Annotated in this window: 24 protein-coding genes and 3 pseudogenes; 17 read left to right on the forward strand and 10 right to left on the reverse strand. The window is 45.4% G+C overall.

Translation table 11 applies throughout. The features are described from left to right. The first annotated feature begins 683 nt into the window (after positions 1-683). Complete coding sequence (locus tag ACM0OZ_RS08080; protein ID WP_414582276.1) at positions 684-1937, forward strand: MDR family MFS transporter; 1254 nt, start codon at positions 684-686, stop codon at positions 1935-1937. A gap of 72 nt (positions 1938-2009) precedes the next feature. Here the strand turns inward: ACM0OZ_RS08080 and ACM0OZ_RS08085 are convergent. The 3 genes and pseudogenes from ACM0OZ_RS08085 to ACM0OZ_RS08095 form a co-directional block, all read right to left on the reverse strand. After that, a pseudogene (locus ACM0OZ_RS08085) lies at positions 2010-2153 on the reverse strand (bifunctional phosphoribosyl-AMP cyclohydrolase/phosphoribosyl-ATP diphosphatase); the annotation flags it as partial. Between the two features lie 97 nt (positions 2154-2250). Beyond that, the gene (locus tag ACM0OZ_RS08090) at positions 2251-3063 is read right to left on the reverse strand and encodes a DUF1822 family protein (RefSeq protein ID WP_414582277.1); all 813 of its coding nucleotides are present in this window, start codon (positions 3061-3063) and stop codon (positions 2251-2253) included. Positions 3064-3093: 30 nt separating this feature from the next. Next, the gene (locus ACM0OZ_RS08095) at positions 3094-4044 is read right to left on the reverse strand and encodes a hypothetical protein (RefSeq protein ID WP_414582279.1); all 951 of its coding nucleotides are present in this window, start codon (positions 4042-4044) and stop codon (positions 3094-3096) included. A 431-nt stretch (positions 4045-4475) separates the two neighbouring features. Between ACM0OZ_RS08095 and ACM0OZ_RS08100 the strand changes: the two genes are divergently transcribed. Further along, positions 4476-4673 (forward strand): phospholipase A2, encoded by a 198-nt coding sequence (locus tag ACM0OZ_RS08100; RefSeq protein ID WP_414582316.1) that lies wholly within the window; start codon positions 4476-4478, stop codon positions 4671-4673. Between the two features lie 81 nt (positions 4674-4754). Here ACM0OZ_RS08100 and ACM0OZ_RS08105 read toward each other — a convergent pair whose 3' ends face one another. Next, positions 4755-5969, reverse strand: coding sequence for a pentapeptide repeat-containing protein (locus ACM0OZ_RS08105; RefSeq protein ID WP_414582280.1), 1215 nt, complete (start codon positions 5967-5969; stop codon positions 4755-4757). Positions 5970-6064: 95 nt separating this feature from the next. Between ACM0OZ_RS08105 and ACM0OZ_RS08110 the strand changes: the two genes are divergently transcribed. Together ACM0OZ_RS08110 and ACM0OZ_RS08115 are read left to right on the forward strand one after the other, a co-directional pair. Next, positions 6065-6784, forward strand: coding sequence for a glycoside hydrolase domain-containing protein (locus ACM0OZ_RS08110; protein WP_414582281.1), 720 nt, complete (start codon positions 6065-6067; stop codon positions 6782-6784). Then, on the forward strand, positions 6762-6893 hold the full coding sequence (locus tag ACM0OZ_RS08115; protein WP_414582282.1) for a hypothetical protein: 132 nt from the start codon (positions 6762-6764) through the stop codon (positions 6891-6893). The genes ACM0OZ_RS08110 and ACM0OZ_RS08115 overlap by 23 nt, the downstream gene beginning before the upstream one ends. Positions 6894-6961: 68 nt before the next feature. Here the strand turns inward: ACM0OZ_RS08115 and hisIE are convergent, their stop codons facing one another. Both hisIE and ACM0OZ_RS08125 read right to left on the reverse strand, forming a co-directional pair. Beyond that, on the reverse strand, positions 6962-7612 hold the full coding sequence (hisIE, locus tag ACM0OZ_RS08120; protein WP_414582317.1) for a bifunctional phosphoribosyl-AMP cyclohydrolase/phosphoribosyl-ATP diphosphatase HisIE: 651 nt from the start codon (positions 7610-7612) through the stop codon (positions 6962-6964). Between the two features lie 99 nt (positions 7613-7711). Beyond that, positions 7712-7897 carry a ChaB family protein gene (locus ACM0OZ_RS08125; RefSeq protein WP_414582283.1) on the reverse strand — a complete coding sequence of 62 codons (186 nt, stop codon included), beginning with the start codon at positions 7895-7897 and terminating at the stop codon, positions 7712-7714. A gap of 129 nt (positions 7898-8026) precedes the next feature. On the opposite strand from ACM0OZ_RS08125, the gene hemL reads away from it, so the two are divergent. Further along, complete coding sequence (gene hemL, locus ACM0OZ_RS08130; RefSeq protein WP_414582284.1) at positions 8027-9325, forward strand: glutamate-1-semialdehyde 2,1-aminomutase; 1299 nt, start codon at positions 8027-8029, stop codon at positions 9323-9325. Between the two features lie 77 nt (positions 9326-9402). On the opposite strand, the gene ACM0OZ_RS08135 is transcribed toward hemL, so the two are convergent. Beyond that, positions 9403-9564 (reverse strand): metallothionein, encoded by a 162-nt coding sequence (locus ACM0OZ_RS08135; protein ID WP_414582285.1) that lies wholly within the window; start codon positions 9562-9564, stop codon positions 9403-9405. A gap of 1111 nt (positions 9565-10675) precedes the next feature. On the opposite strand from ACM0OZ_RS08135, the gene ACM0OZ_RS08140 reads away from it, so the two are divergent. From ACM0OZ_RS08140 to ACM0OZ_RS08150, 3 genes and pseudogenes are all read left to right on the forward strand, one after another. Further along, positions 10676-12289: a protein kinase domain-containing protein gene (locus ACM0OZ_RS08140; RefSeq protein WP_414582286.1), complete on the forward strand. Its 1614-nt coding sequence runs from the start codon at positions 10676-10678 to the stop codon at positions 12287-12289. Positions 12290-13473: 1184 nt separating this feature from the next. Continuing rightward, positions 13474-13684, forward strand: a pseudogene (locus ACM0OZ_RS08145) (SulP family inorganic anion transporter); the annotation flags it as partial. Positions 13685-13830: 146 nt separating this feature from the next. Further along, positions 13831-14950, forward strand: a pseudogene (locus ACM0OZ_RS08150) (cation:proton antiporter); the annotation flags it as partial. A gap of 407 nt (positions 14951-15357) precedes the next feature. On the opposite strand, the gene ACM0OZ_RS08155 reads toward ACM0OZ_RS08150, so the two are convergent. Beyond that, on the reverse strand, positions 15358-16473 hold the full coding sequence (locus tag ACM0OZ_RS08155; protein ID WP_414582318.1) for an ATP-binding protein: 1116 nt from the start codon (positions 16471-16473) through the stop codon (positions 15358-15360). 272 nt (positions 16474-16745) lie between these two features. Between ACM0OZ_RS08155 and ACM0OZ_RS08160 the strand changes: the two genes are divergently transcribed. From ACM0OZ_RS08160 to ACM0OZ_RS08195, 8 genes are read left to right on the forward strand one after another with little or no spacing between them, the layout of a single operon-like run. Next, complete coding sequence (locus tag ACM0OZ_RS08160; RefSeq protein WP_414582287.1) at positions 16746-16979, forward strand: hypothetical protein; 234 nt, start codon at positions 16746-16748, stop codon at positions 16977-16979. Positions 16980-17037: 58 nt separating this feature from the next. Further along, a complete protein-coding gene (locus tag ACM0OZ_RS08165) occupies positions 17038-17373 on the forward strand; it encodes a cation:proton antiporter subunit C (RefSeq protein WP_414582288.1) in 336 nt (111 codons plus the stop codon). Between the two features lie 11 nt (positions 17374-17384). Beyond that, positions 17385-18845 carry a cation:proton antiporter gene (locus tag ACM0OZ_RS08170; protein ID WP_414582319.1) on the forward strand — a complete coding sequence of 487 codons (1461 nt, stop codon included), beginning with the start codon at positions 17385-17387 and terminating at the stop codon, positions 18843-18845. Beyond that, positions 18842-19231 carry a cation:proton antiporter gene (locus tag ACM0OZ_RS08175; protein ID WP_414582289.1) on the forward strand — a complete coding sequence of 130 codons (390 nt, stop codon included), beginning with the start codon at positions 18842-18844 and terminating at the stop codon, positions 19229-19231. The genes ACM0OZ_RS08170 and ACM0OZ_RS08175 overlap by 4 nt, the downstream gene beginning before the upstream one ends. Continuing rightward, entirely contained in the window at positions 19228-19479 is a 252-nt protein-coding gene (locus tag ACM0OZ_RS08180; protein ID WP_414582290.1) for a hypothetical protein, read from the forward strand. Before ACM0OZ_RS08175 ends, ACM0OZ_RS08180 begins: the two co-directional genes overlap by 4 nt. Next, positions 19476-19757, forward strand: coding sequence for a monovalent cation/H(+) antiporter subunit G (locus ACM0OZ_RS08185; RefSeq protein WP_414582291.1), 282 nt, complete (start codon positions 19476-19478; stop codon positions 19755-19757). The genes ACM0OZ_RS08180 and ACM0OZ_RS08185 overlap by 4 nt, the downstream gene beginning before the upstream one ends. Further along, positions 19750-20385: a DUF4040 domain-containing protein gene (locus ACM0OZ_RS08190; protein WP_414582292.1), complete on the forward strand. Its 636-nt coding sequence runs from the start codon at positions 19750-19752 to the stop codon at positions 20383-20385. The genes ACM0OZ_RS08185 and ACM0OZ_RS08190 overlap by 8 nt, the downstream gene beginning before the upstream one ends. Beyond that, on the forward strand, positions 20382-21041 hold the full coding sequence (locus ACM0OZ_RS08195) for a Na(+)/H(+) antiporter subunit B (RefSeq protein WP_414582293.1): 660 nt from the start codon (positions 20382-20384) through the stop codon (positions 21039-21041). Before ACM0OZ_RS08190 ends, ACM0OZ_RS08195 begins: the two co-directional genes overlap by 4 nt. Positions 21042-21093: 52 nt before the next feature. On the opposite strand, the gene recA is transcribed toward ACM0OZ_RS08195, so the two are convergent. Together recA and ACM0OZ_RS08205 are read right to left on the reverse strand one after the other, a co-directional pair. Then, a complete protein-coding gene (recA, locus tag ACM0OZ_RS08200) occupies positions 21094-22179 on the reverse strand; it encodes a recombinase RecA (protein WP_041039463.1) in 1086 nt (361 codons plus the stop codon). Between the two features lie 71 nt (positions 22180-22250). Continuing rightward, positions 22251-22442, reverse strand: coding sequence for a hypothetical protein (locus ACM0OZ_RS08205; RefSeq protein WP_414582294.1), 192 nt, complete (start codon positions 22440-22442; stop codon positions 22251-22253). Between the two features lie 27 nt (positions 22443-22469). Between ACM0OZ_RS08205 and xseA the strand changes: the two genes are divergently transcribed. Continuing rightward, positions 22470-23699 carry an exodeoxyribonuclease VII large subunit gene (xseA, locus tag ACM0OZ_RS08210; RefSeq protein WP_414582295.1) on the forward strand — a complete coding sequence of 410 codons (1230 nt, stop codon included), beginning with the start codon at positions 22470-22472 and terminating at the stop codon, positions 23697-23699. Positions 23700-23726 lie beyond the last annotated feature (27 nt).

The following is a 23726-nucleotide window of genomic DNA, read 5'->3' on the forward strand; positions in this document are numbered from 1 at the left end:
TTTCAGTTGTTTTTTTTAATTTTTCTTAACAAAAACTCAGTTTCTCAAGACTCCTGCCCGCAACACAAAGAAATCCCCAGTAATAGGGCAAGACCTTGTAACAGCGTCAGGCAGCTGTGGAAAATAGGAAAGTGTCTGTGGAAACTCTGTGGAATCAGTGAGGAAAATTCCAGCAAATGATAAGAATTACAAAAAATTCTTAATTTTAGGTCTACTAGATGGGGATAAGGAGGGCAAAAAGACAAATCAATTCAAAATATGCCCTACAAAGCGTGTAACTCCAACCCAAGAGGCACAAAATTTGAAATCTCTCTCCATCGCCCCCCAGTTAGCCATTCTCCTCATACTCTGTACCCATCAATGACGGTCTGGTTACAGTCATACAGCGCTTTCTTTTAGGTGGGCATTGCTCACCAATATCTCAAATGTCCATCACCCATGCTTTTAGGGGCAATGCCCACCCTACGATTTGTGGTCTGGTTAGTAATTAATTGGGTGGGCGGTTTGACCAAGGTTGCCCGGCTTTGTCTAAGGTTCACCCGATCCCTACCTTTGGAATGAAAACGAGAAAGATGACAGTTAGAAAAAATGAGTCCAAAGAGGAGTGTACTCATTCCAATAGTTATTCTTACAATTAAGCATGTCAGCCAACTTGCCCTCATTTAACAGTTGGAGTGAAATTCTTGACAAGGTATAAATTAACCTTTCTGGCAAAGTTAAGTCCTCAAGTGTGGCTCTTAGCTATTGGTAGATTTCTCTCAGAACTTGGTACTGGGTTTACACTATTTTACGCTCCTATCTTTTTCGTTAACAAAGTAGGTTTATCTGCAACATCTGTTGGCATCGCCTTGGGCAGCGCCTCAGTTTCTGGGGTTTTAGGGCGGATTTTGAGCGGTGTTTTGTCTGATTCTCCTCAAATTGGGCGCCGCCGCACTTTGTTGCTTTCAGCAGCAGTTTCGGCAATTGGTTCTCTGGTGTTGGCGGCGGCTGGTAATTTTGTCAATCTAGTGATTGGTAACCTGATTTGTGGCTTAGGCTTAGGTTTATACTGGCCAGCAAATGAAGCGGTTGTTGGTGATGTCACACCACCTGAAAATCGTCGTGAAGCTTACGCCCTTACCCGACTTTTTGACAATCTTGGTATGGGAATGGGAATCGTGCTAGGAGGGGTTTTGATAGCAACAACAGGAAGTTATCGCTTGCTATTTATTATCGATACAGTCTCTTTTATACTATTTTTTACAGTTGTTTATTTAGTAATACAAGAAACCTATCAACCAAAAAAGACAAGACAAGAAGCAACTTCACAGACAGCTTCTTGGATAGCAGCATTACGCAATCCTCCTTTCAGGGTTTACGTCCTTGTGAATATCATCTTCACCATGTACGTTTCCCAACTACACAGCACCCTCCCCATCTACTTCAAAAACTTTGTATCAGTTGGAGAATCGGCAAAAGGATTTACTGAAACTACTATCAGTGCGCTTTTCGCTTGGCATCTAGCTGTTACAACTTTAGGTCAACTGCCGATTGCCCGTGTTTTAAGGCATTTCAATCATGCTCAAGTATTCACTATTTCTACAATGCTGTGTGCTGTGAGTTTCAGCCTCATTTGGGTAACAGGTATTGCTTCATCTCATCAATTGGTATGGGCAACTTTGGCATTGGGAGTTTTTGGCCTTGCTATTGCCTCCTACACCCCCTCTGCTTCATCCCTAGTCACCGACCTAGCCCCAGTTTCCCAACGCGGGGTTTATTTCTCCATTAGCTCCCTGTGCTGGGCTGCTGGCTATTTTATTGGTCCTCCCTTGGGCGGTTGGGTCTTAGACCAAGCTCAAATCGTAGTTGATAGCTTTTGGATAGGCTTAACTTTGAGTACTGTCATCGTCATCGCTACTTTGCAGTACCTCAATCGAATGCTGAGAACCAAACAGTGAACTAGCAAGCGAGTGGCTCATCAGCGACAAAAGACTGAAAACCGCTGTATATGTGAGGCTTGGCGGTTTATATCACTTCCGGCGTTCTTGCAACTTGCGATAAACCTCCTTTAAATCAACTTTGTGATGAGCTAAAGCGACCAAAGTGTGGTAAAACAAATCAGCAACTTCAGAAGCGATCGCCTCTAAAGCCAAATCCTTACAAGCCATCACTACTACCAAATCACTAGCATCACGGCAGGATTTTGGCAAATCACTGGCAACCCTAAATACCACAGGGAAAGTCATTTTCTAAGCGTTAGCGATGATGCACTCAAATCACAAAATCTTCTGTGAGGCTTTCATCGCCCAAGCCTACCTTAACACTAAACCGTTCTCCTGGTTCGCCACTAAACTCCAGTTGTATCCAGTTATCATCACTTTTAGCTTGAGCTTCCAGTTGCGGACAAGTAGCTCCGGATTCATCCAACACAATTAGTTGCAGACCAGGTGGCAGATAACGTTGCTTACCAGTTGGACAAACCCGTACGCGAATGTCCACTTCTTCATTTGCTCCTGGTGCGATCGTGACCATCAGCACAACTCGATGATAAGCAAGTTGCATTCCCAAGTCAAATTGCTTGCCTGCGCTAACGCTATTAGCTGGATGAAAAGGATCATTTTCTCGAAACGGTTCAGCGCTGCGAGTACTTAAAGCCATATTGGTGGCTTGTGTACTAAACAGTGCGTCCACAGTCTGCCAACCTGCGGTAAAAACCCCCTCAAACCATTGTCTCAAGTCTATCGCCACTGTCTGCGGCTGATTTTCCCTCAGATATCTTGGCAAATCTTCGAGCGATCGCAATTGGCTGAGGGGTAACTCTAACTTACCGAGAGCTTTTACTTCCAAATCAGCAACATCCATCAGCGACTGCATCGCCGGATTCCAACTATCGCTTTTCTCCAAATCAGTTTCAAATCCCAGACATTGTAAATAAAAATTTACGGCAGAAACTGCTAAAGTATTGTTATAAACCTGTTTAGCTTTCTGAGGATTAGATTGGTGACGTGCAAACTGTTTCGCTTTTGAGTGAGCTGACAAAGTAAGCGTTACTGTGAAGGTCAAAGGTTCAATTGTGTAGCTCATAATTAATTACTCCGCTCAGTCTAACTAGCTCTACAAATATTCTCGAAATTTGGGGGCAAAATGCCGACAACAACGCTGAAAAAAGTTACTCAGTGCTGCCACCTTAATTCTTCCGAATTGTGCTGAAATTTCTTCCCAGCTTTTCCCAGACATTGTTGCCAAGGCTATTGCCCGAAAGTTAGCGTCTGGCCGATTTCTCATCTGTTTTCGCTGGAAAATTTTGTCAGCATCTTCTTCTATGCATTCCCGAATTATTTCAAATAATGAAGGTTCTTCTTGAGGCGTCGGTAAATTGCCGATATCTTCTGAGGAAAGTGATTTCTCAGATTTTAAGAATTCACCCCAAACCTCTATAACTACCCTATCTAGTCGAAAATTGACCCATGTCATTAAACTACCTGTTCTCCCTCTATTAGGGTCATAATTGTTAATGTTTCGGCAGATATAAAGCAAGGTTTTATTAACTGCTTCCTCATAAATAAGTTGATAAAACTCAGCGGGAATTTTTCTGATATGCGGACGGCAAAGCTTGCCAGATAATCGAATTGCTTCCAGCAGTTCGATTAACGCATAATCACGTTCTTCAGTTTGGGGTTTAGACTCTTGGGCTATTAGAGCTAGTCTTTGAAGTCGTGCATCATCTAGTATCTTTTTACAAGCGCGCAATCGCAGGATATTTGCCCATTCTCTCACGGTTGTACGTTGCACGTTGTAACTGTCGAGAGCTTCGTCAACATCATGCAAAAGTTGCCGTCGTACTTGCTGGTAAATCTCTTGATAAACACCATATAGCGATTGACCTTTAGGCATACGGCAAATTTTGCGCGATCGCATAATTTCATCCACCATCTGGGTTAAAATTTTCTGTCGCTCCTGAGACTCAGCAGGATGCTTTTGCGCCTCTGTTATTAACTTTGTCAGTTGCTCATCCATTGTTGTAACAGCACTGCTGATATTGCTATCTGTTAAGAGAGCTACCATATGTTTTAACGCTTGTTTTCTCTAGCTAACTAGATGAAGTCCCTATTAACCAGGCTGTATTTGGTGCGCCAATTGTTAGGCTAAATGCCTGTTCACTGGGAAAATACCGGACTTCTGCTTTTTACTCTGCTTAAGTATCTAGCGATTATAAAAGTTGTTACAAAAAATAATTTTTGGGATTTTGTATAAAACTCTGGCTTTTGGGATGAGTAATAGACAAGAAGGCGATCGCACTGGGTTACAGTTTTTGTTTTGTATAAGTGCGATTCACCTACTCTTAACCCAAATAGGCTGCATAAGCCAAACTTAACCATAGATTAAGTTTAATTAAGACATTTTTACGGTGGTCAGACTGCTGTAAAGAAACCAATTACCACAAACAAAACAGAGAGAAATCATGAAAGCTTTGAAACTTTCTTCATTTGTACTGACTGCTTCTTTGTTATGCCAAGGTTCGGAACTGCAGCCTCGGTAGAGAAGGTCTTGCCAGATGTGACAGTAGATTTAAGGAGGATATGGATCGCAAATGCAACGAGGAACAGTCCACGCCACGACGAATAGCATGTAAGGGTGCTGCTACCGTGTATTACCGTTTTGTTCGAGAATATTCACGGAGAGTGAATATTTGAACTCATCTGCGCTACTACCAAACCACTGGCATCTGGGCAGGATTTTGAAAAATCACTGGCAACCAAGTTGCACAGGGAAAGTCATTTTCTAAGCCTTGTAGCATCTCCCGTGCTTGTCGTACTGCCACTATAGAGTTTAGGAATTTCTGGTGCTGGCAGCAATTTACCCATACGTTGGGTTTGTATCTTACCGCCTTCGCATATCTGAGCGGTGATAGATGGAAACCCACTTTCAAAATCACCATCCCCTAAGTTGAGGATAACCGAAGTCCCTGATAGAGATTGACGCGAAGTTACAGCGTTGATTTCAGGAAGATTAAGAGAAAAATTAATAGGTCTGCTAGCTAAAACATGAGCAATTTCTCTCCATTCTTCAGTCTGTCTTTGTTGACTTTGAAGTTGGGCTTGATATCTTTCTTCTATGGCTTTGAAAGCACTTTCGTAATACTGGGTAAAGTCAGCGTGAATTTTTTGCTTATTAGCAGTTGCTGATACATTCACTTTTACCAGTACAACACCATCACCAATATCTTCCACGCTACGAATAGAAAGTTCTGTACCTTCATTTTCAATTTTTAATTGCCAAAACCAATGTTCCAGCGCTGCTTTATTCAAGCCATTACGCAGAATTAAATCAACGGTATGCAAAGCTTTTTGAAATATTTTAGTAAATTCCCCTGGAGCAAATTTTCCACTGCTGGGGCGACGTTCTTGTTGATTATTTAAAAGATAAACATAGTCAGAAATTACCTCTGCTAACTGAGTAGTACTGTCAATATTCCACGCTTCTAAATAAGCTGCTGTCATCCGTGCTTTTTGAAAATTCGTTTTGAGCGCTTGAATTTTAGTTAAATTTGCTCCTTCTAAATTTGCCTGAAAAAATGTGGCTTCACTAACGTCTGCTTCTGTTAAATTAACATAACTTAAGTCTGCATTTGCAAGGTTTGCGCCTTTAAGATTACATCCCGCGTATGACTTATTTTTACCTCTTTTGCTAACGAGTAAATCTCGAACTTTAGCATTCATTAAAATTGTGTTACCTACTCTGGCACGGTCTAGATTTTTTGTTAAATGAAAGTTGGTAAGTGTTAGATTAGCGTTTCGTAAATCTGTACTTTTAAGCGTAGCTTGAGTAAAAATCGCATTGGTTAGATCAGCCGTATTGAAACTGGTGCCACCTATGGAAGCAAAGGCAATAGCTATTTTCCGAAGAAACAAGTACTTTTCTTGTGTGACTAACGCTTGCCAACCAATATTACCTCCCAACCACGCTCCAACTACTACTAGGGAAAGCAACCTGAACTTACTTCCTTCTGAAAACTTAACTACGGTTTGTAATCCTACAAAACTTGGGATCGTAATGGCTAGACGGCAGAACAGCAGACGGCACAGTGGGACTCGCTCCTGGTTATGAGGGAGTATATACGGGCACTAGATGGAGAATACAAGCTAAGACGTTTTGGGGAGTTGACTCCGTGCAATCCATCACGCAGTCGTTCCTCGACCAAATCCGCACGACTTACGGCAGTCCTGACTTCTTCGGCAGGTATCTCGGTGGTCGATATGGGATGACTGCTGATGAAGTAGCACTCGCCCAGCGAAATGGCATCAAGATTCTCGTCGTGGATCAAAGTTTCGGACCGACATATAACCCACTTACTGAATACAGCGCGGGTGAAGCAGCAGCCAGGAAAGCCATCAGTAACGCTGAGGCTCTGGGAATCCCTAATGGCGTGGCTATCTTCGCTGATATCGAGATACAGTCGAACATCGCCGCTCCATGGATTCAGGGCTGGTTCGATACCCTTGCGTCCAGCATCTACAAGCCGGGCTTCTACTCTGACACCATTGAAGGCGGCTTCTCAGATGCCTACTGCCAAGCCGTAAGAAACAACTCCAATGTGGGGACTTCCATCATTTGGTCCAATGAGCCACCACTTGACCGGACGACTAAGGCGAACGCCCCAGCCTTTGCGCCAACCGGTCCAGACTGCAACGCTCAGGTGTTGGGGTGGCAGTACGGCATTGCACCAAATGAAGACCCCCCTAATGTTGACACTAATCTAGTCCTGTCCTGGAGTCGTTGCATTGGAAAATCAGGGAAATATTAATGGTCCCAGATGGCTGGATGGTAGGACAGCAGACGGAACTGTGGGGTTAGCTCCTACTAAAGATGAGCCGTTTACTGGCACCAAATGGAGAGTTAATTTGGCTCTTTGAGCGACACCGCACCTAGTACTACTTAAATCCGGGAACTGTTTTCGTCCTTTGCGCCTTGGCGGTTCCTATCACTTCCTACGTTCTTGCAACTTGCGATAAACCTCCTTTAAATCAACTTTGTGATGAGCTAAAGCGACTAAAGTGTGGTAAAACAAATCAGCAACTTCAGAAGCGATCGCATCCGCATCATCATCCTTACACGCCATCACCACCTCAGCAGATTCCTCACCAATCTTTTTCAAAATCTTGTTATCTCCCCCTGCAAACAGCTTACAGGTGTAGGAACTTTCACTTGGGTTATCGCGGCGATCGCATATCACAGCAAACAATTGCGACAATGTATCCCCTGGTGGTGGAACAATTTTTTCATCAACTTGATGAAAGCAGCTGCGCTCACCAGTATGACAGGCAATATCTCCTACCTGTTCTACCCCAACTAGTAGCGCATCACTATCACAGTCATAACGGATGCTTTTTACTTTCTGAATATGCCCAGAAGTCGCTCCCTTATGCCACAACTCCTGACGGGAACGACTCCAAAACCAACTTTCTCCAGTTTCCAAAGTTTTTTCTAGCGACTTTCGATTCATCCACGCCATCATTAAAATAGTGCCATCCAGATGATCTTGGACAATCGCTGGCACTAGACCCTTTTCATCGTAACGAATTTTTTCCACAGGAATGGCGTGGTGTAGTGAGTGTAAATCGGAAGAAAACATACCAGATGCAATGTTGCTGTTAGAAATAGGTCTTTCGTTCACGATACCATTCTACATAGGGCATCTGATATGTTTTTTTACTCACTTTCTTTCCCAACTTTAAACGACACTTTTATGCATTGCGGATTGCATCCTCACAGCACTCAACGCCACTTTGTGAGCCTTTGCTGCTTCACCGTACCAGTCGATTGCCGAGTTAAAAGCAGCTCGGTACCAATCCTGGTATGCCTCGGATAAACGAGTGCGAATCTCAATTGGCAAGTCTTGATTGGACTTGTACAACATATTGTTATTTTCCTGGTTCAGCTAGTTTACTAGGATATAAGTTCTAGTATATTACTACGATATAACTTATAAGCAGTGTTTACCCCTATCCTAGGATAGAGCTTTTTATTCTCACTGTAGGAGAGAACTTTGGTAAATACAACGATTAAAACTACAAAATCACAAGAAATCTTTGCTGCTGCCCAAAATCTCATGCCAGGAGGAGTCAGTTCCCCTGTCCGAGCCTTCAAGTCCGTGGGTGGACAACCTATCGTTTTTGACCGTGTCAAAGGCGCGTACATTTGGGATGTGGATGACAACCAATACATTGACTATGTCGGCACTTGGGGACCAGCCATTTGCGGTCATGCTCATCCTGAGGTGATTGCAGCACTCCATGAAGCCTTGGAAAAAGGGACTAGCTTTGGTGCGCCCAGTGTGCTAGAAAATATACTGGCAGAAATGGTCATCGATGCCGTTCCTAGCATCGAAATGGTAAGATTTGTTAACTCCGGTACTGAAGCTTGTATGGCAGTGCTGCGGTTGATGCGAGCTTTCACCGGACGCGATAAACTTATCAAGTTTGAGGGCTGCTACCACGGTCACGCCGATATGTTCTTAGTAAAGGCAGGTTCTGGTGTAGCCACACTGGGCTTACCGGACTCTCCAGGCGTTCCTAAATCAGCTACTACCAACACCCTGACTGCTCCTTTCAATGACTTGGAAGCTGTCAAGGAACTGTTTGAACAAAACCGCGACGAAATTGCTGGTGTCATTCTAGAGCCAATTGTTGGCAATGCTGGGTTTATTGCTCCCGATGCTGGCTTTTTAGAAGGTCTACGAGAGCTAACTCACGAGCATGGGGCGTTATTGGTGTTTGACGAGGTGATGACGGGCTTCCGCATAGCCTACGGCGGCGCACAGGAGAAGTTTGGCATCACCCCTGATTTAACAACTTTAGGCAAGATTATCGGCGGTGGTTTGCCAGTAGGAGCTTACGGCGGTCGTCGCGATATCATGTCAATGGTTGCTCCCGCAGGTTCGGTGTATCAAGCTGGAACGCTTTCTGGTAACCCCTTGGCAATGACTGCTGGAATTAAAACGCTGGAATTGCTGCAAAAACCAGGTACATACGAGTATTTGGACAGCATAACTCAAAAGTTAGCTGATGGTTTGCTGCAAATTGCCAAAGAAACAGGTCACGCAGCTTGCGGCGGTCAAATCAGTGGGATGTTTGGTCTATTCTTCGCGAATGGACCTGTCCATAACTACGAGGATGCCAAAAAATCCGATACAGCTAAGTTTGGGCGGTTCCATCGCGGTATGTTGGAGCGTGGTATTTACTTAGCACCATCTCAATTTGAGGCAGGGTTTACTTCCATTGCCCACACAGAAGAAGATATTGAGCGGACGCTAAAAGCCGCACAAGATGTGATGTCTACTCTGTAAATTAGGTACTGGGAATTGAGGATTGGGTACTGGGGAAGAAAATTCCTAGTCCCCAGTCTCTAATCCCGAGTGCTTTTTTAACAGCCACAGCCGGTGTGACCACAACCTTGCATTGTTTGATGCCCTTCAGCACAGGCTTCTGAGCAGTAGTATTTACCGTCCTTTTGAATGGCATCCTCTAAGGAAACAACACATAAGCAAGGTTCACAGGCGCATTTTAATTGGGTTACGTTGGTCATAATTTTCTCCTGACTCGTTCTAAGATTCATCTATTATATATGAACAAATATTCATATATATTGGAAGAGAATTGAAATTTTTTATATGTTTTCTCCTGTAAAAAGCTATACCGCAAATAGCGTATTTATATTTAGATAAAGAGATTCCCCAATTCAAAATCTAAAATCAACAGGGTTTGACTGACAAAGCCTTTTGAGAATTTGAGCTTTTTATTTTTTGCAAAAAAATAGTCTTAGTGACCAAAACGCGCGGGTGTAGGGGTGTAGGGGCATAGGGGGTCTTCTTTGTGGTACACCTCTACCCCGGAACTAGAAGGACTCAAGCCCCTTAATTTATTAAAGCTTCGACACTTCGACAAACTCAGTGCAACGCTTCGCAACTCTTTAACCCCGAGCGAACTTGTGCTGAGCGGTGTCGAAGCAGCCGAGGGGTTAATGGAGAAATATAGAAAATCTGCATCCTTAATTCAAGCCCCTTAATTTATTAATGGGGTTCCCTACACCCTTACACCCTTACACCCTTACCCCCCTAGTTTGTTGACAGGAAAATACTTTGTTTTTCTAAGCTTGGCGAAATTTTTTAATAGAAACAAGAATGACTTCTTATTTGCAATACAGCGGTTTTCTTTCTTTGTATGCCTTGCCACAAATATCTCAAATGTCCATCACATAGCTTTTATAGCAGTCCTAAACGATTTTTGAAATCTGGCATACAGGGTGTTGACCGCCCTTGTGTTGACTGTCAACTGAAAACCCCGTCAATAGCCACCACGGATATTTTTCACAACTGAAATAGGATTGCTATATGGACAATTCCCACCCGAAGATTTGTGGTCTAATCATAAGAATAAGCGCTGTAAGAAAATTACCCAAATGTCAACTCGCCTCGTCTATGGCAATGGAATGAAACAATGAGTGACAAACAATTAGAGAGCAGCAAAATAGTGAATTATCGTAGATTTACGCTTGCTTCATGTAAAACTAGCTTAACTTTAGCAACTCTTCAATAGAATTTTAGAGAAAATTACCAGGTAAGAGATGATTTGCAATTTAATAATGAGATTAGAGTTAAACGCTCTTCGTTATTTTTCGTGCAGCGAGTTAAGAGTTCATGAGCTACTGCATAAATCCTACGTGTCCCAATCCGGAAAATTCCGCGTATAGCCAGAGGTGTCAGTCTTGTGGCTCGCAACTCCTGTTGCGCGATCGCTATCGAGTCATCAAACCATTAGGTCAAGGTGGTTTTGGAGCAACGTTTTTAGCTCAAGATCAAGCCTTACCTGGAGAACCGAGTTGCGTCATCAAGCAACTACGCCCTTCAGGAACAGCACCACAAGTTTTGCAAATGGGACGGGAACTCTTAGAGAGAGAAGCCGTAACTTTAGATCGGATTGGCAATCATCCTCAAATACCAAGGCTGCTGGACTATTTTGAAGACGGCGAACAACTTTACTTAGTTCAGGAATACATTTATGGTGCCACTTTACAACAAGAGCTCAAACGCAACGGAGTTTTCAGCGAAGCAAGAGTGAACCAATTCTTGAGCGAACTTTTACCATTGCTGCAATACATCCACGAGCGAAAAGTGATTCACCGTGATATCAAGCCTACCAATATCATTCGCCGCGCTCAAGATGGCACATTGGTTTTGATTGATTTTGGTGCCGTTAAAAATCAAGTTAGCCAAACATTCGCAAACCCTACCGAGCAAACAGCATTAACTACATATGCGATTGGGACTCCTGGTTTTGCTCCTCCAGAACAAATGGCAATGTGTCCTGTCTTCGCCAGCGATATCTATGCTCTAGGAGTGACATGCATTTATCTCCTCACTGGCAAACCTCCTAAAGATGTAGATTACAACCAGACAACGGGTAAAATGCTGTGGGAGCGACTGGTGCAAACGAGCAACCATTTAACCGTAGTGTTGCGGAAAATGCTGGAAATATCAGTTAGCAATCGCTACCAATCAGCACAGGAAGTCCTGGAAGCGTTGCAGCTAGAGCCTTATCTGGATAGTTTGGCACAAAGTATGTTGGTACAACCCTGCACCGTCAGCAAAGAACGAATGTGCCAAAATTGCGAAGAATCCGGTCTTTTCTCGATCAACCCTGCTGCTGTCTCAGGACTTGGGGTGGCACAGGTGAGATCTGCTATTCTGGCAAGACGAGCCAAGACAGGAGATACCACTGGCACATATGCAGTGGAAACAAAACCAACAGTTGTGACAAAACCAACAACTTTAGTCAGCACTCATACTGGCTGTAATACTGGTCAAAATTCAAAAACTTCCCGTCGGTTGGATACTCAGGGTCTGTTAAGAGACTACTTGAAAGGAAAACGGGATTTTGCCCTATACAATTTGAGTATGCTCAACCTGCAAGACGTTGACTTATCACAAACAAATTTTCATTCCTCACAATTGGTGAAAACTAATCTCCAAGGAGCCAATCTTTACAATAGCAATTTTACAAAAGCTAGTCTCAACCGAGCTAATCTTAGAGACGCTAATTTAAGCAAGGCTTATTTGAGTCATGCCGATTTAGAAGGGGCGGACTTGCGAGGTTCGGATCTCAGCTATGCTAATCTCAACAATGCCAATCTCCAGGGAGCTAATCTTTGTGGAGCTAATCTTACTGGTGCCAAAATTTCTCAGGAGCAGTTAGCACTAGCTAAGATGAACTGGATGACCGTGCGCCCTTGTGGTAGGCAAGGCTTGTTGTGATTTCAGTAGCTCGTCTAGATCTGTCGCCTATTTTATCACTTTAAGAAGAGAAAATCGCTCAACGACTCATTAATACTAAGTAAGTCGGCACGATAAAACTAATGTATGTTTAGTTTTGTAAAAACGGTGGAATGAGCTATTTTTAAAGTATTCGTTGGCTTTACATTTAGTTACATAGGTTGATTTTTTGAGGCCAACTTACTTATCGGTTTGTTTTTTTTATACCTGGAAGTAATACCAATTCTGTATGAAGATACGCTAAATCAAGCTTAGACTAGAATCTATGCTGCAACCTTTCTTCCGAAACAGAGTTTGGCGCAGCTTCATAAAGAAACGGTATAACAACAGCAGAAAAGCTTGTTTGGTAATGTCAACAGACTAAATGTTTAATACGGCGGCTCCCCTCTCATATCGTGTCCGCTGAAAGACCAGCCCTCTAAATATTGACAAATAACATATTTTATGATCTTGTTTCACGGGATAGCATCAAGAGTTGCTTTGTATTGCTTGAGCTTTCGAGCCGTGGAACAGTGGGGATGTTTGCCATCAACGGACAGTGGTGGTCGCTTCTTTTTGGGACTTCTGGGATGTTTGCGAATTTTCCATCAGGACTCGCATCATTACACTGACGGGGCTGGCTTCTACAAAAGCATCAAATATGGGAGATAGCATCAGCGCTGAAGTACAATTTTGGTCTTACCTCCTTAGAGAAATCACATAGTGTACTATTTGTCAATATTGAGAGGAATGACGTAAGCGACCTAACGACCAAGTTCAGCGGCGGCTAGTGACTTATGAATCCTGACAAGAACCTTTATTCCGCCGCTGCAACGACTTGTTGGGCTGCTGCCCCCGACCGCTGGCTTCGCGGTGTCAGTGATCTAAAAACCATAGAAGAACCTTTATGCATACAAAAACTTTTTTCTTGATCCCTCAGCAAGTATTACTACCCAAAGTGGCGTACAGTATAAGAATATCCAAATGATTTAACTATTACGATTTAGTTTTTCAGAGCTTGAAGTCGCTCGGCAATCATTCTCGGCAGTCTGTTGTTGAGACTTCTTTAGACTGCGCGAGCGCAGATGTTAGATTCCATTCTCCAGCCGACTTTTATCTATAACCCATCCTTTCTATGAAATGGGTGGCTTGTAGTTCGTTTGATCTACCGTTTATTTACCTCAGTTATGGCAATCACCAATCTCATCCGGTTTAATAACCTCCGGGGCGCTATCTTCAGCGGTGTCACGACTGCCGTTGTCTCATTACCCCTGGCTCTGGCCTTCGGCGTAGGGCTCCCTCGATAGACTCTATGGGGCAGCTTATGGCGGCTTTTTTGCCGCCCTGTTTGGCGGTATCCCAACGTTGATCTGTGAACCGACCGGGGCAATGACCGTAAGCCCTGTCTACAGGTTCTCGTGCAGCACCTGTGCTGTAGGGGTAAAGCGCATCACTCTTTAATAAATTTCATTTAGTTCATTTATTGTAATACTCCTCGTCAGAGGAGGCACAAGGAGGTATTCGTGGATTTTTTGTCCTTTTTTTTAATGGACTTCGTTAAGCAGTTGCAGTCCCCAACACTTGGTTTTTTGATTGGTGGTATGGTCATTGCCGCTCTCGGTAGCCAATTGGTAATTCCAGAGGCGATTTGTCAGATCATCGTCTTCATGTTGCTCACCAAAATCGGTCTGACCGGTGGTATTGCGATCCGCAATTCCAACCTGACGGAGATGGTGTTACCCGCAGCGTTTGCTGTAGCAGTAGGGATTCTTGTTGTATTCATCGCGCGCTATACGTTGGCCAAGCTGCCGAAGGTCCGCGTTAACGGCAACGAGTATCGGCATTACCTCTAAAGTGTTGTCAGAGTTAGGTCAACTCAAATCCAAAGAAGGGCAAATCATTGTTGGCGCGGCGGTGATTGATGATGTCCTCGGCATTATTGTCCTGGCTGTAGTCGCCAGCTTAGCCAAAACCGGTGAGATTGATGTCGCCAATGTCATTTACTTGATTGTCAGCGCTACGGCATTTTTGATTGGATCAATTTTATTGGGGGGTATCTTTAACAAAAGTTTTGTGGCGATCGTGGATCAGCTCAAAACCCGTGGAAATATTGTGATTCCGGCATTTATCTTCGCTTTCTTTATGGCATTTTTAGGGAACGCCATTCATCTCGAAGCGATTTTAGGTGCCTTTGCAGCGGGTTTGGTGCTCGATGAAACCGATGCCCGGAACGAGTTAGATGAATTAATCAAACCGATCGCCGATTTACTGGTACCCATCTTCTTTGTGACGGTGGGAGCGCGTGCCGACCTCGGTGTTTTGAACCCGGCGGTACCGGAGAATCGGGCAGGACTATTGATTGCTGTCTTTTTGATGGGGGTGGCGATTATCGGCAAGCTGATCACAGGTTGGGCAGTGTTTGGACAACCCGGCATCAATCGAGTGGCGATCGGGGTTGGGATGATCCCTCGAGGTGAGGTGGGTCTAGTGTTTGCTGGCATCGGCTCAGCTAGCGGCATTTTGGATAAGCCGCTGGAGGTGTCGATTATTATCATGGTAATTTTGACAACTTTCCTGGCTCCACCTTTTTTACGGGTTGCCTTTGGTTCATCCACGAATCCCATCCCAGAATCTACCACGGCTGTAGAAACAGCAAGTGAGTAACGGTTTTACGAGATTACGGCTGTTTACTCAATGGGTGTGGTCAAAAGTAGTTGGTAAGTGAGCGATCGCTTAATATCCGGCAGCTAAATATAATGATAATCGCCTGAGGTGGGATGGGGAGGTGGAGCATCGCTCCACCTCTTCAGTTTATTCTAGATCGGGCACATCTTAAACAGCATATTTATGCGACAGCTGAAGCAATGGAATTTAGTGATGAAATGCGTTCTATTTGGATAAAACACATCCTGGATTCAATTGATAGAGGTTACGTTAAAAGAGTGATTAGTCGTCTCAAACGTTGGCAAGGAAAAGGTCAAAAAAGTGTTTTAAATTTATACAAGTATTTGTTACGCTTTCAGGATGCTGTCCACTACCCTAGCCATCAAACGCGGACTCGTTCGGTTAGATTAACTCAGGCGCTGGCGAAGCCACAAAGCAAAGAGAGGCAGAGCAAGTCGGTAACCTTGTTCAGAACCGTAAATCAAGCCTTTGTGCTGCAATCCCGCGATCGCTCCTTGGAGAGAACCCCCTCTGGACAGGTAATGCTTGTGAATGTAATCTCGACTTTGCGGCTTATCGGTAGGGTCTAACGCCAAGGACTCCAAAAGATGCGCCTGATTGGCGGGAAGCAGCATGAGTAATGACTCAAAGACCATCGATAGGTCGGTTAGCAGTTCTTGGATTGCGTGCTGGACGTGCCAATCGCGAATGAGTCCGTCAGAAACTCGTACCGACTTTAGGCGTCGCACCAGTGCGGAAGCATCGCCTAAGTGTCCCTGCACAGCATTGACAAAGAGTTCCAGCGCTTGCGATCGCGGCTCGAATGTCAGCCCTTCGGTATGCAAGCCCTCCTGAACCCAAGCGGCGACAACATCATCGGCTAAGGGAGCCAGTTGCACGATTTCCAAATTATTGCCAGGTTCATCAAGATAAATGCTGATTCCTGCGATCGTGGCGATTAATACATAACTTACCTCAGTCTGACGCTGAATCTCGTTCCTCAAAAACGTTTCCCACATTCCATTGCGATCCCAAGAGCGAATGTGGGGGAAGCTTTCCAAAATCAGCACCACCCGTTTGCCCGAAGACTCCGCTAACTGTTGCAGAAGATGGAGTAATACCTCAAATGCTCTCCATTGTTGCTCTTGGCTCTCTGCCCGAACAGGTTTCAGCCGCTGTCTGCCACTTGCTTCGTCTTTCAGGACAAATAATCCACATGCCTTGTCTTCAATCCACTCTTGCATTAGCGATCGAGCGGCTGCACTTTGAAACGTCTGGTCTATACTCTCGCACAGCAATTGCACAAAGCGCTGACCATTGGTAACTCGGATGCAGTCAACCTCCAAGATTTGAGCGCCAACTTCTTGAGCCGCCCGCCGCACCAGAGTCCGTCGTCCGCTTCCCGGCACTCCCACAATCAGCAGGTCGCCGTCACGCGCTAAAACTTGCGTGATGCGTTGAAATTGAGCCTGCCGCCCGACTAATTCAAACGGTGCTGACACATTTAAGAGATTCACGGACATAACGTTTTGATTTGGAGCTTGACTATCTCGCAAGCCGTTTACTATGTCGGCGCGTGAGTTAGGGCTAAAGTTTAGCATGGCTCTGCCATAAGTCGATTCTTTCATTTGAGTTAGAGCATTTTGAATTTTTGAATGGCTTAGTGACTCGGCAAAGCGGTTTAATGTGGCATCAGTCTATGGTTTCTATTGGCACTTTTATATAGTGCTGCTATGGTATGGCACTATTTCATCGTGCTATATATGTTTTAGCACGGTTTGATAGGTATTTACTCATGGTTCATCTATCCACGACCGGACAGCGTCTTGTCCAGCCGACAACTTGGCAGGCACGGGTGATTTGGGGAGTAACCACGACCAACGCGAGCGTCGGATTTATTCAGGAATTAAAAGCTGAAGAAGCGATAGCGGCGCTATGCAAAGCCATCACCACTGAAGCAACGGTTATCCGCAATGGGCAAAACTTCGGATTCCCTCCAGTGAGCCGGAGAAATCAAACTGCCTATTAGAAATAGTGTGTTTTTTAAAAGATAATTACGACCAACCCTTACTCAACAGGCAATTCCCGTGTTGGAAGCATTCATATTTGCAACAATATTCTGCGGATTTTTCGGCATCATCCTTAAAAAAAACCTTGTTATGAAAATCATCTCTATGGATGTCATGAGCACAGGGGTTATCGCCTATTACGTGCTGATTGCATCGCGAGATGGCTTATTCACACCCATTATTTCAGATGTCAACAATCGGGCTTACGCCGATCCGGTTCCCCAGGCGGTCATATTGACGGGGATTGTGATCGGCTTTTCGATTCAGTGCTTAATGCTGGTCGGTGTCATGAAGCTGGCACGGGATAATCCGACATTGGAAACCAACGAGATCGAGAAGAGCAATACGCCATGAATACCATTACGATGCCTTCTCTAGGAGAGGCTTTGCCAACGACAGGCGTAGCCATCGCATGGATCGCACTACCATTTTTTCTGGGGTTCACCATTTATCTACTCCCCAAACTTGACAGATTTATCGCATTGTGCACGGCATTTGCTTCTGCTGCATATGCGTTGCAGCTATTTGTCCAACAGCCGCCGCTGACACTAAAGTTACTAGATCATTTCGGCGTCACATTAGTAGTCGATCAGTTAAGCGGCTATTTTATCTTGACCAATGCGCTGGTCACGGCGGCGGTCATACTCTACTGTTGGCACAGCGGTAAGACGGCTTTTTTTTATGCACAAGCCATCATTTTGCATGGTAGCATCAATGCCGCGTTCGTCTGTGCGGACTTTATCAGTTTATACGTGGCGCTAGAGGTGAGCGGTATTGCCGCGTTTCTCTTGATTGCCTATCCCCGGACTGATCGCTCGATTTGGGTTGCCTTGCGCTATCTCTTTATCAGCAATACGGCAATGCTGTTTTATCTGGTGGGTGCGGTGCTAGCCTATCAGACAAATCATTCCTTTAGTTTTGCAAGTTTGCGCGGAGCACCACCAGAGGCACTTGCCCTGATCTTTCTGGGACTCTTGGTTAAGGGGGGAATTTTTGTATCGGGATTGTGGTTACCGTTGACCCACTCCGAGGCAGAGACACCAGTGTCGGCGTTGCTGTCGGGAGTTGTGGTCAAAGCTGGAGTCTATCCGCTAGTGCGTTGTGCGCTGATGGTGGAGGAGGTCGATCCGCTCATCCGGCTCTTCGGAGTGGGAACGGCGCTGCTGGGTGTGTTCTATGCCGTATTTGAAAAAGATACCAAGCGGATGCTGGCGTTTCATACGGTTTCGCAGTTAGGCTTTGTCCTCGCCGCACCTAAAGTCGCTGGCTTTTATGCACTGACTCACGGCTTGGTCAAATCGGTACTCTTCCTGATTGCAGGTGCTTTACCGAGCCGCAACTTCAAGGAACTGCAACACAAGCCGATCAATACAACACTCTGGATTGCTCTGGTCATCGCCAGCTTCTCGATCTCAGGCTTTCCCATGTTGTCTGGCTTTGGAGCAAAGGTGTTGACGACGAAAAATTTACTGCCCTGGCAAATAATCGCCATGAACGTTGCGGCTTTGGGAACAGCCATCTCGTTTGCCAAATTCATATTCTTGCCGCATAAAGCGGACGGCGAGGAGGTAGTAAAGCCCGGTTTCTGGCTACCGATGATACTATTGCTCCCTGCGCTTATTGCCTATAGTGGGATGTATTACCAGGCGTATACCCTTACGAATATCATGAAAGCACTCGCCATCATAGGCATTGGCTGGTTGGCGTATCTTTTGATTTTTAAACGAGCAGTACTCAAGCTGCCCCGTGTTATGGAGCAATTTGAGCATCTGATCGGTGGAATGAGTCTCATGTTGCTCCTGCTCTTCTGGATGGTACTAGCATGATTGGGCATCTGAATCTGATATTGCGACTGGCTATCTGGTTTTTGCTCACCGCTAATCTGAGTGTGGCAAATATCATCATCGGTGTCAGCATCGCACTCCTATTACCGGGGCGTCCCAAAACCCCGGAAGCATTAAAGGACTGGCTGCGGGCGCTGTGGGAAACTCTGGTGGCGATTCCGCAGGCATATAAGGAAGCCTTTGAAATGATCCTCCGTCCCCACAATTACGAAGAGGTGACGATGGAGCGAGTCAAACCCGGACGGACACCTGGACTCATCTTTCTGGATATATTTCTGATCACTTTTACGCCCACAAGCATTGTCTTGAAGTACCACGAAAATGGCTGGTACCAAGTCCACTGGGTGCGACGGAGGAAAAAGCGATGAACTTGGCACTGATTGCAATGATTCTGGCTATGCTCATACCCATGTACGAGGCTTGGCAGGATGAGAATATCTGGCAGAAGATGTTGGCATTTGCCAGTGTCGCCACCAAAGCATCAATCATACTCCTGGTTGTATCGGTCTTACGGGATGATTGGATGCTCGGTGTTGTAGGGGTGATCATCCTGAGTGTGGGTAATGCCGGATTAATGTTGTTGGCACAAATCCTTAAACGAATGAATCAACTATGATCACCGCGCTTAGTTATACCTGCATCGGTATAGGAATTTTCTTCTGGTTTTGGGGAACCTTTCCCCTGGTCGGCGATCGCTCGGTATTATTCAAGCTGCATACTCTTTCGGTTGCAGATACGCTAGGGAGCATGCTTATCATCGTCGGACTGCTCCTTCCGAAGGTACCTAGCGAATGGCCACTGCTCATCCTTGGCATTATCACCTTAGCAATCTGGAATACAGTGCTGGGCTATGTATTGGCATACTCTTCCAGCACGGGAGGAAGCGATGAATGATAGCTATATCTATGTCATAACCGCCCTGCTGCCGTTGTCCGCGCTCATGCTGTTACTTCAGACCAATCCCTACCATGCCTTGGTAATCCAGGGAATACAGGGAGCGGTGGCGACATTAGTATTTGCGGTTTTGGGGGCGGCGGATGTTGCTTTGACCCAAGCCTTGATGGGTACTCTGCTGGCGATTACGCTTTATGCGATCGCTGTGCGTTCATCGCTCGTGATGCGTCTTGGTGTACTCGAAGATGGGGCGAGTGAGACAGATGACGAGTCTCTAGCAGCCGGACAAGCCGTTCGCGTAGCGACTTCGCAGAAGTGTGACCATCTTGAGCAACTGATGAATGACTTACGAACAATTTTTCACAAACACTATATGCGTGTTGAGGTCGTTCCGTACACGAATACGCAGGCTTTGCACCGAGCGCTGATGGACAAAGAAGTCCATGCAGCCTGTGCCAGACGAGAGTACGATAATCAAGACCCCGTAGCGAGTGAGGACGAACAGCAACCCTATCACACCACAACTAGGGTTCGACGCCTCTATGACATCATGCGAACCGAACTTTCGTCACCAGCGACAAGCCTAACCTATGTAAATGCACCAGACTTAGGGGGGGAACATAAATGAAATGGGTCTACATTGCAGCGGGGATAGCGCTGTTCGTCAAATTCCTGATCATGCCCAATCCGGCACCGGACTTATCGCTCTCGATTGTCCAAACGCTTGTACAAGAAAGTGGAGTACCTAATGCAGTTACGGCTGTCATTCTCAGGAATCGGTTGTATGACACGATCTTTGAAGTGGTGGTATTTACGATCGCGGTCATGGGTGCAAAGTTTCTACTGGCGAATGAACGGCCGTTCTGCGCGATCAATCAGTTCACCGATCAACCATCCATTATTATGGCGCGTCTAGGAGCAACAATTGCCGCGATGGTGGGTATCGAACTGGCGATTCGGGGGCATTTGAGTCCCGGCGGTGGTTTTGCGGCTGGAGTGGCAGGTGGAACGGCGATCGGACTTATTGCGATTACCTCATCAACGGAGTGGATGCAGGGGATCTACAAGCGCTGGCACGCCGCTACATGGGAGAAGGTTTCGGTTCTGATTTTCATTGTCCTGTCGGTTATAACTCTAGCCGGATTTGAATTACCGCACGGAGAATTGGGCGCACTTTTCAGCGGCGGGGTTATCCCCCTGCTCAACATCCTAGTTGCAGTAAAAGTCGCATTGGGATCGTGGGCGGCTATTTTGGTTTTTATTCATTATCGGGGATTATTGTGAATTAAGTGGGTGGAGCGATCGCTCCACTCACCAAACTGCAAAAGCGCCAGTGTTAATCTTCTTCGATTAACTCTAATTCTTCTTCATCTTCCTCGTCTTCATCTGTCTTCTTAACAGAGTTAGCAGAAACAACAGCCCCCATTTCTAGTTTTTCACGCACCTGCTGCTTAATTTTTTCAGTAAATTCAGGCTTTTCTTCTAGGTACTTAATGGCGTTGTCTCGACCTTGGGAGATGTTCTCGCCATTGTAGCTGTACCAAGCTCCTTTGCGGATTAGGATACCAGTTTCTTCTGCCAAATCTACAAGACAACCCAAAGTAGAAATACCTTTGCCAAAGATAATGTCAAATTCCGCGATTCTAAAAGGTGGTGCAACTTTGTTTTTAGCAACTTTGACTTTGACGCGGTTACCAAATTCCTCTGTGCCTTTTTTCAAGGTTTGAATCCGGCGAATGTCTAGGCGTATCGAAGCATAATATTTCAGAGCGTTACCGCCAGTTGTCGTTTCTGGGTTACCGTAGCTGACACCAATTTTTTGGCGCAATTGGTTAAGAAAGATAACTGTGCAACCAGACTTACCGATATTACCAGTAATTTTACGCAGAGCTTGGCTCATCAATCTTGCTTGAAGACCAACATGGGCATCACCCATATCACCTTCAATTTCAGCACGGGGAACGAGTGCTGCTACAGAGTCAATAACGACAATGTCAACCGCAGCAGAACGGACAAGCTGATCGACAATTTCTAATGCAGTTTCCCCAGTGTCAGGTTGGGAAATGAACAAATTTAAAGTGTCAACACCCAACGCCGCAGCGTAGGTGGGGTCAAGAGCGTGTTCAGCGTCAACATAGGCAGCAATACCGCCGCTTTTTTGCACTTCAGCGACCGCGTGCAGCGCTAATGTCGTTTTACCGGAACTTTCTGGACCATAAATCTCAATGACCCGTCCTTTGGGTAAACCGCCACCTAAAGCCAGATCCAGCGTAAGCGCCCCACTGGAAATCGTCTCTACCTGCATCCGGGTAGCGTCGCCCAAGCGCATAATTGTTCCTTTGCCAAAGGTACGCTCAATTTGGTTCAGTACCATGTTGAGCGCTTTTTGCTTGCCAGCAACATCAGTGGTGTTAATAGCCATTCAGAGCCTCTATATATGGATCTCGGGAGTGTGGGTTTAGGAGTTGGAGTAGAACAGATATACTAATTTATTTAAACACACTTTGCTAGAGAATAACTTGTCAATAACGAAGTGTGACAATATCCTAGCTCAATTGCCGTTTCGTTTGGGTAAGTATAAACAACTATGTAGCAAATTTTCGCCCGCAGCATGATATCTGCCTTCTGCTTGAACAACGACATCACCAAAATCTGCCAGGATCCGATATTTGTTACGATTTGCATAATTATTTTGCACTTATTTAGGGTTTGATGACTGCTGATTATCCTGATCTCATTGCTGAAACAGCGCTTTCAGTCGCTGGGTTAACCGACTATATCCGCTTTTTACTAGAACAAGATGAGGAATTGCAACGAGTTTGGGTGACTGGAGAAGTTTCCAGCAAGAGCCACCATCGCAGTGGGTTATTTTTTACGCTGCAAGATCCAAATGGTGGTGCGGCAATTAAGTGTGTGGCGTGGAATAGCCAATTGGCAAAACTGGCACAGATACCCGTTCCAGGTGAACAGTTAATTATCTTGGGAAGTATTCGGCTTTATCCTCAAAGGGGAGAATATCAGCTTTCGGTTTGGCAAGCTTTACCGGCTGGTGTTGGTTTGCAAGCGCTACGCTACCAGCAATTGCGAAAACGGTTGGAGGCGGAAGGGTTTTTTGAGCCGCAAAGAAAGCGATCGCTTCCTCGTCATCCCCAGGCGATCGCCGTTGTCACTTCACCCACCGCTGCGGCTTGGGGTGATATTCAAAAGACACTAAAGCAAAGGTATCCAGGTTTACACGTTATCTTCTCGCCTGCTACAGTACAAGGTGAGCAAGCGCCAGAGTCGATAGTGAATGCCATTCAACGGGTAGAACAGGATGGACGTGCTGAGGTGCTGATTTTATCAAGGGGTGGAGGTGCGGTTGAGGAATTAGCTTGCTTTAATGATGAACGGGTCGTGCGAGCAGTTGCTTGTTGTTCTATTCCAGTGATTACAGGAATTGGTCATCAAAGAGATGAGTCGTTGGTAGATTTAGTTGCAGATGCTTCCGTACATACACCGACAGCGGCGGCGGAACGGGTTGTTCCAGCGCTAGGGGAATTATATGCTCAGCATCAGCAACGAGTTGTTGCTTTGCATGAAAGCGTACATTCTTGTTTGAAAACGTCACAAAACCAACTCCAAGAAATGCGAAACCGCTTGCGACGCTTGCGGTTGGATAGACAAATGCAGCAGGAAATGCAACAGCTCAGTTGGAAGCGTCAGCAATTGGTGGGTGCAACAACAGCGCAATTGCAGCAAGCAACGCAGCACGTAGAGATGTTACGCCAAAAGTTGGCTACTCTTGATCCTAGAGCTGTTTTGCAGCGTGGTTATGCGGTGGTGCGTCAGCAAAATGGTGCGATCGCTCGTTCTGCTGCTGAGTTGGCTGTGGGAGAGGAGTTGTTGGTTCAGCTGGATCAGGGTGAGGTTAAAGTTAAAGTTACGGAAGTTAAAGAGTAGATGTCTTGCAAAAATCCAGTTTATGGT

It is taken from the genome of Scytonema sp. PCC 10023, assembly GCF_963920835.1.
GTDB lineage: Bacteria > Cyanobacteriota > Cyanobacteriia > Cyanobacteriales > Nostocaceae > Kalymmatonema.

Excerpts from the sequence above, each read along its gene's own strand:
- ACM0OZ_RS08090 (WP_414582277.1), bottom strand. The coding sequence starts at position 3,063 with ATGAGCTACACAATTGAACCTTTGACCTTCACAGTAACGCTTACTTTG.
- ACM0OZ_RS08095 (WP_414582279.1), bottom strand. The coding sequence starts at position 4,044 with ATGGTAGCTCTCTTAACAGATAGCAATATCAGCAGTGCTGTTACAACA.
- hisIE (WP_414582317.1), bottom strand. The coding sequence starts at position 7,612 with ATGTTTTCTTCCGATTTACACTCACTACACCACGCCATTCCTGTGGAA.
- ACM0OZ_RS08125 (WP_414582283.1), bottom strand. The coding sequence starts at position 7,897 with ATGTTGTACAAGTCCAATCAAGACTTGCCAATTGAGATTCGCACTCGT.
- ACM0OZ_RS08135 (WP_414582285.1), bottom strand. The coding sequence starts at position 9,564 with ATGACCAACGTAACCCAATTAAAATGCGCCTGTGAACCTTGCTTATGT.
- ACM0OZ_RS08140 (WP_414582286.1), top strand. The coding sequence starts at position 10,676 with ATGAGCTACTGCATAAATCCTACGTGTCCCAATCCGGAAAATTCCGCG.
- ACM0OZ_RS08155 (WP_414582318.1), bottom strand. The coding sequence starts at position 16,473 with ATGTCCGTGAATCTCTTAAATGTGTCAGCACCGTTTGAATTAGTCGGG.
- ACM0OZ_RS08160 (WP_414582287.1), top strand. The coding sequence starts at position 16,746 with ATGGTTCATCTATCCACGACCGGACAGCGTCTTGTCCAGCCGACAACT.
- ACM0OZ_RS08170 (WP_414582319.1), top strand. The coding sequence starts at position 17,385 with ATGCCTTCTCTAGGAGAGGCTTTGCCAACGACAGGCGTAGCCATCGCA.
- ACM0OZ_RS08175 (WP_414582289.1), top strand. The coding sequence starts at position 18,842 with ATGATTGGGCATCTGAATCTGATATTGCGACTGGCTATCTGGTTTTTG.
- ACM0OZ_RS08180 (WP_414582290.1), top strand. The coding sequence starts at position 19,228 with ATGAACTTGGCACTGATTGCAATGATTCTGGCTATGCTCATACCCATG.
- ACM0OZ_RS08185 (WP_414582291.1), top strand. The coding sequence starts at position 19,476 with ATGATCACCGCGCTTAGTTATACCTGCATCGGTATAGGAATTTTCTTC.
- ACM0OZ_RS08190 (WP_414582292.1), top strand. The coding sequence starts at position 19,750 with ATGAATGATAGCTATATCTATGTCATAACCGCCCTGCTGCCGTTGTCC.
- ACM0OZ_RS08195 (WP_414582293.1), top strand. The coding sequence starts at position 20,382 with ATGAAATGGGTCTACATTGCAGCGGGGATAGCGCTGTTCGTCAAATTC.
- recA (WP_041039463.1), bottom strand. The coding sequence starts at position 22,179 with ATGGCTATTAACACCACTGATGTTGCTGGCAAGCAAAAAGCGCTCAAC.
- ACM0OZ_RS08205 (WP_414582294.1), bottom strand. The coding sequence starts at position 22,442 with ATGCAAATCGTAACAAATATCGGATCCTGGCAGATTTTGGTGATGTCG.
- xseA (WP_414582295.1), top strand. The coding sequence starts at position 22,470 with ATGACTGCTGATTATCCTGATCTCATTGCTGAAACAGCGCTTTCAGTC.